Raw genomic sequence first — 13,000 nt, 5'->3', positions numbered from 1 at the left:
GAATATTTAATTATCAATCTATTAAACAAGTTACAATTTTCTTAAAACCAAATTCAAATTAACGTGAAATATTTTTATTTTTCATAATAAATCAATAAGATAGCCTGCATGAAGTTTCATTAAAAAATCATAATTTTTTAAGATTCTCGAAACAATTTTTCTTTTAATCCATATATTTGCATACTATGGAATACAATACCCAAAAAACTCAGCTTCATATGCCGGAATACGGCAGAATTATACAACAGTTGGTTGAGCGCTGCAAAGAACTTCCTACCAAAGAGGAAAGGAATGAAATGGCTATGGCAATCATCGATTTTATGGGTCAGAGAAACCCACAACTTCGCGACGAGGAAAATTATAAACATAAACTTTGGGACCATCTTTTTATTCTTGCCAATTATGATTTGGATGTAGAATCTCCTTATCCGTTTCCTACTATGGAACAATTGGCAGAAAAACCTAAAAGGATGGAATATCCAAAACTTCAAGGTGACTTTAAGTTTTACGGAAAAAGTATTCTTCAATTGATAGAAAAAGCAATAGAACTGGAACAGGGTGATGAAAAAGAAGCCCTTATTGAGGTAATTGCCAACAATATGAAGAAGTCTTATAATGTATATAATAAAGAACATGTGACGGATGACGTTATTTTCCGCCACCTGAAAGAACTGTCTGAAAACAGGTTGGACCTTACAGGAATTGATTCTCTTGAAAAAAGTAAGATTTACTATACTAATAATAACAACAGAAACAATAACGGTAACAACAACCGAAATAATAGCAACAGTAACAACAACAATAATAAAAATCAACCCAACAAAAGAAGACATAATAACAATCATAAAAACAGAAAATAATGAGTGGAACATTTCAAATAAGAGGAGGAAAAAGACTGCAGGGTGAGATAACTCCACAAGGAGCCAAAAATGAGGCTCTACAAATTTTATGTGCGGTTTTGTTAACTGATGAAGAAGTTAGGATTAAAAATATTCCGGACATTCATGATGTTAACAGATTGATTGAAATTCTGGGAGATTTTGGTGTAAAAGTGGTTAAAAATGGTCACGGAGACTACACCTTCAAAGCTGATAAGGTTAATTTTGACTATATAAAGTCTAATGAGTTTAAAAAAGACGGAGCTAAACTACGTGGCTCTATCATGCTTATGGGACCAATGTTGGCACGCTATGGAGAGGCTTATATGCCAACTCCGGGGGGTGACAAAATCGGAAGAAGAAGATTGGATACTCACTTCCAGGGATTAGTAGAGCTGGGTGCAGAATTTCATTACGATGAAGAAGAGTATTTCTATTCTTTAAAGGCTAAAGAGCTTAATGGTAAATTTATTTTACTGGAAGAAGCTTCTGTAACAGGAACGGCCAACATCGTTATGGCTGCTGTATTGGCTAAAGGAAAGACAAGAATTTACAACGCTGCATGCGAGCCCTATCTTCAACAGCTATGTAAAATGCTGAACAGAATGGGAGCTAATATCTCAGGAATCGGATCTAACCTATTGACTATTGAAGGAGTAGATTATTTAAGAGGTACTGAACACACAATGCTTCCGGACATGGTAGAAATCGGATCTTGGATTGGTCTAGCGGCTATGACAAAATCTGAAATCACTATTAAAAATGTAAACTGGAACCAACTAGGTGTGATCCCCAATACATTCAGAAAACTGGGTATTCAGCTTGAACAAAGCGGTGATGATATTTATATTCCTGCTCAGGAGCATTATAAAATCCAGAAATTTATTGACGGGTCTATTCTTACCATTTCGGATGCTCCATGGCCGGGATTCACTCCGGACTTGTTATCCATTATTTTGGTGGTAGCCACTCAGGCTAAAGGAAGCATCCTTGTTCACCAGAAAATGTTTGAATCCAGACTATTCTTTGTAGATAAATTAATCGACATGGGTGCACAGATTATTCTATGTGATCCGCACAGAGCTACCGTAATCGGATTAAACCAGGAAGCTCCGTTAAGAGGAACTACAATGGTTTCTCCGGATATCAGAGCCGGAAATGCACTTCTTATTGCCGCATTATCTGCTGAGGGAAAATCTATTATCCACAATATCGAGCAAATCGACAGAGGATACGAAAATATCGATGGAAGACTAAAAGCAATTGGTGCTGATATCGAAAGAATTTAAAAATATTTTATTTAATATAGAAGCGTTCAGAGTAATCTGAGCGCTTTTTTGTTGATTGATTTGAAATAAAATTAAAAAAGTGCCTGATTAAAAAAATCAGACACTTTGAGTAATTAAAACTATATGAATCTCCCCTATGAATATTTTCGGCAGAGATACTCCACCGTTGTATTCAAAAGTTTATTTTTATTCAGATAAACTTCAAGCTGATGATAGTCTTCTGAATTAACATTAATGTATAATTGTACTGAACCAAAACTGTATCCGTTCACATATTCCACATTGGCTGACAACACTCTGTGACAAATCCCAAATTGATTATAGATGGTATTCATTAAATGCTCAAATTTCATTTTGCCATTCAATTCTATTTCCAATAACAATTCTTTTTTAGGTAGGTTCAGTTTATTTTGCAGAACCTGCAGGCCAGGATTAGGTGTAATCATCACTAAACATTTTTTGGTTAAACACTTTCAGATCATATTGCTCTTTGCATTTAAATCTGTCACAAAAATATAAAAAAATATTAGTCCACCAAATTAGTAGACTAATATTTTTTAAATTTTAACAAAAAAAGAAGCCTTTACAGCTTCCTTTGGTATTTTAAAATTCTTTTATTCTTTCCAGTTTTTCTGAACCGGCCAATCCGTTGGGATTGCAGCCAAGCTCTCCCTCAGGGACTTTCAGATTTTTTTTGCTATAAAAATTCTCCCAAAATATATTGATTTTTCCTGTCTTGGGATCAATAAATGTCATGGGCTCCAATTTGAAAATTTGATCACTTCTAAAGGCCCTTTCTATAAAATCTGAGCAGTAATATGAATTTTCATCTAAAATATAATTGAAATTATAAGGTTTCCCTAACATTGAATTCGCTTTTTCAATGGCATTCGGAATTGCTTTTTGATAATCACGCTTCAAACGATACACCACTACATTCTGGCCATCTTCTTTCTGATCTTTAATAAACTCCTTTAAATCCTGCTTCTGAGATCCTCCTTTCGGTGCAGCATGCAAAACATACATTTTACCACCTACTTTTTCGAGAATACCAATATGATCAAAGGATGCCATCTTTTGCTTTTGCGTAACATTATTAATGGCACCGGAAAGTCCTGTTTCCTTGGCGGTAACAAAAAGAAGGTCTCCATTATTAAGATGTTCTGTATCCTTTTGGGATGCACATTGCATAAACACAACCATTAAAAAGGACAGAAGACCTGCAATGGATATTTTTTCTAATTTTTTATCTAAAAACATTTTAAATCCTGACATTTGATTATTATTTCGGGATCAAAATTACAAAATAGAATTCATTACATTTGTGGTGAATATTGAGCGAGTTTTCATTCCAATAAAAACACTTTACACATTCTTATGCCTCATATTTTACTAGTAGAAGACGACAAAAGACTTTCACGGCTTATCGGCAGAGGACTTCTGGAACAGGATATGGACGTAAGCTTTGCCTATGATGGTGAAAAGGCATTGGAACTGGCCTCATCTCAGGATTTCGACCTCATCATTACGGATATTATTGTTCCATTAAAGAATGGACTGGATTTTTGCAAGGAAATAAAAAGTTCGAAACCCCACATTCCCGTTATTATGCTTACGGCTCTCGGAACCACTGATGATAAATTGGAAGGGTTTGATTCCGGAGCGGATGATTATCTTACCAAACCGTTTGAAATGCGTGAACTCATTGCCAGAGTTAAGGTTTTAATGAAAAGATTTTCTCTACTATCCCCTACAGAACAGCTATTGAAATATGAAAATATTGAAATGGATCTCAAATTGAAGTCTGTAAGCAGAAACGGAATCTCCATAAAACTGACTCCCAAGGAATTTAATCTGATGAAATATATGCTGGAAAATCCCGAAAGGGTTCTCTCCCGTTCTGAAATTGCAGAAAATGTATGGGAAACTCACTTTGATACGGGCACCAATTTTATTGATGTCTATATCAATTATATCAGAAAGAAAATTGACAGGGATTTTGAAAGCAAACTAATCCATACCAAAGCAGGAATGGGTTTTATTTTGAAAAAAGGATACGAAGAAAACCACCAATAGTACTTTAAAGCATGAAAGTCAGAACCCGGCTTACTCTACTTTTTACTTTTGTCACAGCAATGCTGATGATATTCTATGGTATTGCCGTTTACTATTCTTCAAGTGAAGCAAGGGAAACCTCATTTTATGCTCAGCTTAGAAATGAAGGCGTTGCCAAGGCCAATCTTTTTTTCCAGAGTACATTATCTGAAAAGGAAATGCACCGTCTTTACAAAAACAATACAAAAACCATTAATGAAGTTCAGGTAGCCATCTATGATCCGGAATTCAACCTTATCTATCATGATGATTCCAAGGTAGATTATGTAAAAGAGGATCCGAAGATGCTTTCCCGAATTCTGAAAAATAAAGAAATAAGTTTTCTTATCGATGATCTTCAGGCGGTGGGAACCGTTTATTCTCATAATGGGAAAGAATATTTAGTAACTGCAGCAGGATATGATCAGTATGGCTATAACTCAATCAATCATCTGCTTACCATCAGTATCATTGCTTTTATCAGTATTCTTATTCTGATTTATCTGGCTGGAATTTTTCTTTCTAAAAAAGCCTTGAATCCACTGAGTGAAATGGTTGAACAAATCAAAAGGATTACAGCCGGAAAATTACAACTGCGTTTGAAAACCACCAAAGAAAAGGATGAGCTTAATGAGCTTGCCAAAAATTTCAATGGGATGCTGGAAAGACTGGAGAATTCCTTTGATGCTCAAAAGCATTTCGTATCCAATATTTCACATGAGCTTCGTACCCCGTTATCTGCCATTATTACAGAACTGGAACTGGCCTCTGAAAAGGAGCAGACCAAGGAAGAATATCGGGAAACCATTCTGTTTGCTTTGGATGACGCCCGTAATATGGTCAAGCTATCCAATAGCTTGATGGATCTCGCCAAGGCCAGCTATGATGCGAATGAAATCAGTTTTTCTGAAATACGGCTTGATGAAATTCTTCTGGAATCCTATTCAAAGATTATAAAGGAAAATTCAGAATACAAAGTTTCACTGAATATAGACGATAAAGTGGAGGAAACCCAGCTTATCCTTCAAGGAAATGAGTATCTGCTACAGGTTGCCTTTAATAATCTCATTGATAACGCTTGTAAATATTCTCCTGAGCATAGGTGTTCTATAGATGTCCAAACCCATGCAAGTTCATTAATCATCAGTTTTACCAATACAGGAATTATCATTTCACCGGAAGATCTACAGTATATTTTTGAGCCATTTTACAGAAGTGAAAATTCAAAAAAAGAAAAGGGATATGGCATCGGACTATTTCTTACCGACAAAATTATTCATCTTCATCATGCCATCATTAAGGTAGCATCAGAAAACAATAAAACGGTTTTTATGGTGATCTTTGATTTTCAATAGGGATTTAAAATGTCTTTCCCCCTTTAAAGTTTACTCATGAGAAATTCTACTGAAAATTGTAGTTCCGATACTGGCTGCGATGACACAGGCAATGGATATCCACTGCAAAAAAGTTAATTCTTCTGCCAAAAACACCAATCCCGAAAGGGCTGCAAAAGCAGGTTCCAGACTCATCAGAATGCTGAAAGTTTTTGCCGGAAGTTTTTTAAGGGCCATCATTTCTAATGAAAATGGCAATGCACTTGAAAGGATTGCCACCCCTAACCCTTTCATAAAAATTGTAGGCGTGAGATTAAAAACGGCTCCATCCCATATTGTAAAGGGAATAATCACCAGACTTGCAAACAGCATCCCAGTGGTAACGGCATCTTTTCCGTCCATTATCTTAGAAACTTTTCCACCCATCACGATGTAAAGAGCCCAAAATATTCCTGCAAGAAAAGCAAGTCCAAGTCCCACTAAATCGATATGGTCACTTTTCCAGGGAACAATAAGCAATATCCCTACACAAGCCAACAGGGCCCATACCACATCCAATAATTTACGAGAAAGAGCCAAGGCGAGAAATAAAGGTCCCGCAAACTCAACAGTAACCGCTAACCCTAGTGGAATTCTCTGAATAGCCATATAAAAAATAAGGTTCATAGCAGCCAACCCTACTCCGTACATTGCACAATATTTCCACTTTTGGCTGGTGAACTGCAAAAACTTCGGGCGGTTAATCAGTGTCAATAAAATGGCAGAAAGAACAATCCTTAAGGTAACAGTTCCAATAGCCCCTATCGCAGGGAAAAGCTGCTTGGCAATAGATGCTCCGCCTTGTACACAGACAATAGCTAAAAGCGTAGCGGGGATCGCCAGATTTGATTTTTTCATTTCTACAATTTAATTTATAAAGACAACTTTTGGTATGAAACCGGGAGATAAAACAAGCTTTATTCTACAAAATTAAGAATAGTGTAGTACAAAACTGAATTTTTGCAAATGTATTGAATTATTATCTTAAACCATGGTTACAGTTTGGCGCTTTAATTCTAAATTCTGTAACCATTCATAAACCTTTATATAGGATCGAGTGTTGCTATCAATTATATAATCTTTCATTTAAAAAAGTACTCCCCTATTTTCTCTAATAAAATTCTAATAGCATTCTAAAACCTTTCTAACGGTAAAAAAGCTACTTCATTTCTACTTTTGCACAGTAAAAAATAAAGCATATGGACTCAGATCCCTACAGTAATTATCAATCTTAAAAGCTTTAGTTGTACCCGCTTTTCCCGTACAGCCTAAAAGCTTTGCAAAAAACAGGAAAAGTTATGAATACATTTGAATTTACCCTTCGTTTATTAACTGCTTTCTGCCTGGGAGCCGGTATAGATTTCGAAAGACAGTGGCGCAGAAAAAATGCAGGCCTACGCACCAATACTCTGGTTTGTATAGGCTCTGCAGCATTCGTATTAATTGCCATCAGAATTGGTGGTGATGCAGCCGGAAGAATTACCTCTTATATAGTAAGTGGAATCGGTTTTCTTGGCGGTGGTGTTATTATGAAAGACGGCCTTACCGTAAGAGGTTTAAATACCGCCGCTACTTTATGGTGCTCTGCAGCAATAGGCGCCTTATGTGCCTTAGGCTATCCCAAGGAAGCACTTATCACCGTTTTCTTCATTGTTTCCACAAATATATTTCTACGCCCCACTTTGTCTACCCAAAAGGAAGCGCGAAGTAAAAACATCGTCATTAAAAAGAGAAAAAACGATACAAAAACAAAAATCAGCAACAGTACTCAATTTTATTAAGATCATGAAAAAAATAATCTTAGGCATTATTACCCTCTTTGCAATTTCCTGCAAAGACAATGCCCCTCTGCAAAGCAAGGAAGAGGAAATTACCATCAAAAATAATCAGGTTACTATTCCGGAAAGTAGTCCTGTTTTAAAAAAAATAAAAACCATAACCGTTAGCGATCAGCAATACAACCATGATATTACCTCTGTAGGAACCATAGAAGCCATTCCCAACAACTACGCCGAAATAGCAAGCCCTTTTTCAGGAAGAATTACAAGAGCTTTTGTTAATATCGGCCAAAAGGTAAGCGCAGGAAGTCCCCTTTTTGAGGTTCTTTCTTCCGGTTATCTGGATGTACAGAAAGAATATTCTGATGCTTTGAATGAAGCCGGCCTCGCTGAAAAGAAATACAAGCGCCAGCAGGATCTTGTAAAACACGGAGTAGGAATACAGAAAGAACTGGAAGAATCAGAAACCGAATTTAAAAACAAAAAGATCTCTTTAACCAATGCATCTACCGCATTAAAAATCTACAACAGTCAGAGCAAAGGTTCCGGAGGATTGATTGTAAGAGCACCTATCTCAGGAGAAGTTATTTCTAACAAAATTGTAACCGGACAATATCTTCGTGAAGATGCTGAACCTGTAATGATTGTTGCTGAACTCTCAAAAGTCTGGATCTCAGGAGAAGTTAAGGAGAAAGATCTTCGATTTATAAAAAACGGAGATCAGGTATCTGTAAAAGTTAATACTTATCCGGACAGAGCCATCACCGGAAAGGTTTATCACATCAATGACTGGGTAGACGAGGCAACACGAAGCATTAAGGTGCTAATACAGTGTGAAAATCCAGACAGAACCTTGAAACCGGGCATGTTTGCCACTATTATTTATTCTACCGATTCTGAAAACACAATTATTATCCCAACCTCTGCATTGATGCAAAAAGACGACAACCAGTATGTATGGATTAAAACAGGAAAAAATCAATTCATAAAAAGAAATGTCACCACAGCAGAAGCCTCTGAAAAAACAGTAAAGATCACCTCAGGGCTTAAGTCTGGTGATGAAATCATGACGACCGGTGGAATCTATTTGCTGGATGTAAAATAAATGTCAAATGCGGAAGCCGAAGTTTCCCATTAAAGTTAGCATATGAAAAAGTTATTAACAATTTCCATACAGAAAAAATGGCTGATACTGGCCCTCTTCATATTATTAGGCGTTTTTGGATATTATTCCTGGACTAAACTTTCCGTTGAAGCCTATCCTGATATTGCCGATACTACATCACAAGTTGTAACCCAAGTACAAGGTTTAGCCGCCGAAGAGGTGGAACAACAGATTACAATTCCTCTGGAAAGGGCTCTCAATGGGATTCCCGGAATGCACGTGATGAGAAGCAAGAGTACGTTTGGCCTTTCCATGATTACCATCGTATTTGATGATGGAATTGATGATTATTGGGCCAGACAGCGTATTCAGGAAAGACTCTCCGATGTTTCCCTACCCTATGGTGCACAGCCGGGGCTGGATCCTTTAACCTCTCCCGTAGGAGAAATTTACCGCTACGTTATTGAAAGTGACAACCATAGCCTAAGAGAACTTACTGATCTGCAGAACTTCGTCATTATTCCCAGAATAAAACAAGTTTCCGGGATTGCTGATGTCACTAATTTTGGAGGAATCACCACGCAGTTTCAGATAGAGCTTGATCCCAATAAGCTGGAACAGTACGGTCTTTCCCTGGCCGAAGTCATCGAAACCATTAGTAAAAACAATGCCAGTGCAGGAGGAAGCATGCTTCCCCGTGGAGATCTGGCGTATGTGGTTCGTGGAATAGGACTCATCAAAAACCTTGATGATCTGGGAAAAACCGTTATCAAAACAGAAAAAGGAGTTCCCGTTTTCCTGAATGATATCGGAACATTGAAATACGGAAACCTTGAACGTAAAGGAATTCTGGGCTTTACAGACCGTAACCGAAATTATAATGAGAGCGTAGGAGGAATTGTTCTTTTACTAAAAGGGCAAAATCCGTCACAAGTTTTAACAGGCGTACATGAAGTAGTAGATGAACTCAACAAGAATATTCTTCCGGCAGGCGTAAAAATTCATACTTATCTGGATAGAACCGATCTGGTAAAAACAACCCTCAATACAGTTTCCCATACCTTAACGGAAGGAATTGTACTGGTTATTATTATCTTAATCATATTTCTTGGAAGCTGGCGCGGTGCACTTCTTACCGCCATTACCATTCCTTTTTCGCTTCTTATTGCATTTATTTTAATGCATTTTACGAATATTCCCGCTAATCTTCTTTCATTGGGGGCCATAGATTTCGGAATTATTGTAGATGGTTCCATTGTAATGCTGGAAGCTATCTTGAAGAAAAGAGAAGATCATCCTGATGAAGAACTGGAGGAAAAAACAATTATCCAGAAAGCCACTGAGATTGCAAAACCTATTTTCTTTTCAGGAATTATTATCATTACGGCCTATTTACCGCTATTCGCCTTTGAAAGAGTAGAAAAAAAGCTATTTACCCCAATGGCCTTTACGGTAGGATATGCATTACTGGGAGCATTGGCTGTTGCTTTACTTTTGATTCCCGGACTGGCCTTTATGATCTATAAAAAGCCAAGAAAAATTTATCATAATAAATGGCTTGAAAAAATAAGCAATGCCTATGGAAGAGGAATAGACAGCATCATGGCTGCTCCCAAAAAGATTTTCATCCCTGCCGGAATTGTACTGGTAGGTGCCGGAATTCTCTCTTACAACGTAGGTAAAGACTTTTTACCTGAGCTTGACGAGGGTTCCATCTGGCTGCAGGTACAGCTTCCTCCTGGCATTTCATTGAAAAAGGCTCAGGAAATGAGTGATTCGCTTCGCCTCAGAACGATGAAGCACTCAGAAGTCACTTACATTATGGTACAAGCAGGAAGGAATGATGATGGAACAGATCCATGGACTGCTTCTCACTTTGAAGTATCAGTAGGAATAAAACCTTACAAGGAATGGCCATCCGGGAAAACCAAAGCCGATCTTATTAAAGAACTGGCAGAAGATTACAAAGAAATGCCTGGTTTTACCGTAGGGTTTTCGCAGCCGATGATTGATGGTGTAATGGATAAAATTTCAGGAGCGCACAGTGAACTGGTGGTCAAGATATATGGTGATGATTTTTCAGGAACAAGACAGGTGGCAGACAACGTACTTTCACTTTTAAAGAAAATTCCAGGATCTGCTGACCTTGCCATTGATCAGGAACCTCCGCTTCCTCAATTACAAATCATTGCTGACAGAAATAAAATTGCTCAATACGGCCTCAATGTCTCCGATGTAACAGACCTCATCGAGACTGCCCTTGGCGGAAAAGCCGTTTCACAAATTTTTATCGGAAACAAAGTTTATGATATTTCCTGCCGATATGTAGAAAACAGCCGTAATACTCCTGAGAAAATAGGAAACCTAATGCTGGCCTCTTCATCCGGAGCCAAAATTCCGCTTTCCCAGATTGCAAGTGTAACACTAAGTACCGGAGAAAGCACCATAACAAGGGAAATGAATAAAAGACACCTTACCGTAAAGCTTAACCTGCGCGGAAGAGACCTTACCTCATTCCTCAACGAAGCACAGAAAAGCATTGAAAATAATATCCGCTACGATCATGAAAAGTACCAGATCAAATGGGGTGGCCAGTTTGAAAATAAAAACAGAGCCTACTCAAGACTGGCAGTCATTGTACCGCTGGCATTGGCTCTTATGTTCCTGCTGCTTTATGGTGCATTTGGAACTTTCAGACAAGCACTTATATTGATGAGTATTATTCCGCTGGCATTATTTGGAGGAATGCTTGCCCTGAATATCAGAGGAATGTCTTTGAATGTTTCTTCTGCAGTAGGTTTCATTGCCCTATTCGGGGTAGCCATCCAAAATGGGGTGATTATGGTTTCTCATATCAATACCCTCAGAAAAAATGGCATTCCTCTCAGAACATCGGTTATTCAGGGAGCCAAGGATCGTTTCAGACCGGTATTAATGACTGCCTCAGTGGCTATTATAGGATTACTGCCCGCTTCACTGGCAACAGGAATTGGTTCCGATGTACAAAGACCTCTGGCCACAGTAATTGTGTATGGACTTATGTTCTCTACATTCCTTACCCTGTTTGTACTTCCTGCCATTTATTATTTAGCTGAACTTCGTTTTGACAAACAAAATGTAACAACCCATGAAATTTAATTTTTTAATCATATGGTGCTGTACCGTTACAGGTATTTTCATCAATGCACAAACCGTAAAAGAGCCTCTTTATTTCAATGAATATCTGGCTTATGTTAAAGATAAAAACCTAGGTCTTGCCGCACAAAAGTATAATGTCAGCATGGCAGAAGCATCTGTTCTTACCGCAGGTATTTTTCCTGATCCGCAAGTAGAAATGGAAACCTCAAACAACGGGGTTTCCAAAGATATGGGACATACCATAGAGGGAGCCATCAGCTGGACTCTTGAATTAGGAGGAAAAAGAAAAGCAAGAATTGAAACGGCAAAAAATGAAGCAGAATACTCCAAGCTGCAACTACAGGATTACCTTAGAAATCTGCTTGCTGATGCCACCTTAGGATATATTGAAGCTTTAAAATCTAAAGCCTTGCTGAACGTTCAGAAAGAGTCTTATCAAAGTATGCTGAAACTGGCAAAATCTGACAGTATCCGATACAAATTGGGTGATATTTCTAGAGTAAGCTCTCAGCAAAGCAAACTTGAAGCATCTTCTTTACTGAATGAGGTATACCATCTTGAGGGAACCCAACAGCAATCCATTACTGCCCTTTCTGATTTTATAGGCAGTGACAGTACAGAAAAAGAGGTAAGCGGAGACCTGAATTCTTTTAACAGAAACTATCATCTGAATGACCTTATTACACAAGCTGTTAACGAAAGGTCTGATCTTTTGGCATCCAAGCAGAATATCAATACAGCTGCAAGTCGTATTAAACTTGAAAAAGCCAATCGTATCATAGATCTTGGATTAAGTGCCGGTGCAGGCCACAATACTGTTGCCAATAATGAAATAGCTCCTTCACCTGCAGTAAACACTGTAAAATTAGGAATCAGTGTTCCTCTGAAATTTTCCAACCGGAGAAATGCCGATCTTAAAATTGCAGAAATGAGTTATTCACAGGCAGAAACTGAATACAGACAGATTGAAAACAGTATCCGAATGGAAGTTACCCAAGCCTATCAACAATATACTTCTTCCCAAAAACAGTTACAACAATTTGACAATGGCATGCTGAAAGAAGCTGAAAATATTCTGAAAGGAATTACCTACAGCTATCAACGCGGTGAGAGCTCTATTCTGGAAGTCCTCAATGCACAGAGAACTTATAATGAACTTCGTCAAAATTACTTCCAGCTTTTGGCAGAAAATGCAGCAGCCTTAATTGATCTTGAGCGTAAGGCGGGAATCTGGGATATTGATTTCTAAGAAGAAGCTGATTGTTTTCAACCACAAAAGTCACAAAAGCTTTTTTTAACACTTAAGTAAGAATAAGTTATTATAGATACGATTGAAAAGAACACT

General features: G+C 37.7%; 11 protein-coding genes. 8 read left to right on the top strand and 3 right to left on the bottom strand.

Going from position 1 to position 13,000, the window contains the following annotated elements; translation table 11 throughout:
* Positions 1 to 185 precede the first annotated feature (185 nt).
* Both C7D53_RS02220 and murA read left to right on the top strand, forming a co-directional pair.
* Positions 186 to 860 (top strand): DUF4290 domain-containing protein, encoded by a 675-nt coding sequence (locus C7D53_RS02220; RefSeq protein ID WP_106914767.1) that lies wholly within the window; start codon positions 186 to 188, stop codon positions 858 to 860.
* Positions 860 to 2,167, top strand: a complete 1,308-nt coding sequence (gene murA, locus C7D53_RS02215; protein WP_106914766.1) for a UDP-N-acetylglucosamine 1-carboxyvinyltransferase — start codon at positions 860 to 862, stop codon at positions 2,165 to 2,167. The genes C7D53_RS02220 and murA overlap by 1 nt, the downstream gene beginning before the upstream one ends.
* 134 nt (positions 2,168 to 2,301) lie before the next feature.
* On the opposite strand, the gene C7D53_RS02210 is transcribed toward murA, so the two are convergent.
* Positions 2,302 to 2,613 carry an NIL domain-containing protein gene (locus C7D53_RS02210; protein ID WP_106914765.1) on the bottom strand — a complete coding sequence of 104 codons (312 nt, stop codon included), beginning with the start codon at positions 2,611 to 2,613 and terminating at the stop codon, positions 2,302 to 2,304.
* A gap of 157 nt (positions 2,614 to 2,770) precedes the next feature.
* Positions 2,771 to 3,442, bottom strand: coding sequence for a YiiX/YebB-like N1pC/P60 family cysteine hydrolase (locus C7D53_RS02205; RefSeq protein ID WP_228422149.1), 672 nt, complete (start codon positions 3,440 to 3,442; stop codon positions 2,771 to 2,773).
* A gap of 102 nt (positions 3,443 to 3,544) precedes the next feature.
* Here C7D53_RS02205 and C7D53_RS02200 point away from each other — a divergent pair, with 102 nt between their 5' ends.
* Both C7D53_RS02200 and C7D53_RS02195 read left to right on the top strand, forming a co-directional pair.
* Positions 3,545 to 4,243, top strand: a complete 699-nt coding sequence (locus C7D53_RS02200) for a response regulator transcription factor (protein WP_106914764.1) — start codon at positions 3,545 to 3,547, stop codon at positions 4,241 to 4,243.
* An 11-nt stretch (positions 4,244 to 4,254) separates the two neighbouring features.
* On the top strand, positions 4,255 to 5,616 hold the full coding sequence (locus tag C7D53_RS02195; protein WP_106914763.1) for a sensor histidine kinase: 1,362 nt from the start codon (positions 4,255 to 4,257) through the stop codon (positions 5,614 to 5,616).
* Between the two features lie 30 nt (positions 5,617 to 5,646).
* Here the strand turns inward: C7D53_RS02195 and C7D53_RS02190 are convergent, their stop codons facing one another.
* Complete coding sequence (locus C7D53_RS02190; protein ID WP_106914762.1) at positions 5,647 to 6,492, bottom strand: EamA family transporter; 846 nt, start codon at positions 6,490 to 6,492, stop codon at positions 5,647 to 5,649.
* Between the two features lie 440 nt (positions 6,493 to 6,932).
* On the opposite strand from C7D53_RS02190, the gene C7D53_RS02185 reads away from it, so the two are divergent.
* Genes C7D53_RS02185 through C7D53_RS02170 form a run of 4 tightly spaced genes read left to right on the top strand, consistent with a single transcriptional unit; the run spans position 6,933 to position 12,904 of the window.
* Positions 6,933 to 7,415, top strand: a complete 483-nt coding sequence (locus C7D53_RS02185; protein ID WP_106914761.1) for an MgtC/SapB family protein — start codon at positions 6,933 to 6,935, stop codon at positions 7,413 to 7,415.
* Between the two features lie 4 nt (positions 7,416 to 7,419).
* Positions 7,420 to 8,517: an efflux RND transporter periplasmic adaptor subunit gene (locus C7D53_RS02180; RefSeq protein ID WP_106914760.1), complete on the top strand. Its 1,098-nt coding sequence runs from the start codon at positions 7,420 to 7,422 to the stop codon at positions 8,515 to 8,517.
* A gap of 42 nt (positions 8,518 to 8,559) precedes the next feature.
* Positions 8,560 to 11,655: an efflux RND transporter permease subunit gene (locus C7D53_RS02175; RefSeq protein WP_106914759.1), complete on the top strand. Its 3,096-nt coding sequence runs from the start codon at positions 8,560 to 8,562 to the stop codon at positions 11,653 to 11,655.
* Positions 11,645 to 12,904, top strand: coding sequence for a TolC family protein (locus C7D53_RS02170; protein ID WP_106914758.1), 1,260 nt, complete (start codon positions 11,645 to 11,647; stop codon positions 12,902 to 12,904). Before C7D53_RS02175 ends, C7D53_RS02170 begins: the two co-directional genes overlap by 11 nt.
* The last annotated feature ends 96 nt before the right edge of the window (positions 12,905 to 13,000 follow it).

The organism is Chryseobacterium aurantiacum, from assembly GCF_003020585.1.
Classification (GTDB): domain Bacteria; phylum Bacteroidota; class Bacteroidia; order Flavobacteriales; family Weeksellaceae; genus Chryseobacterium; species Chryseobacterium aurantiacum.
This window is presented reverse-complemented; position numbering and strand designations above follow the sequence as displayed.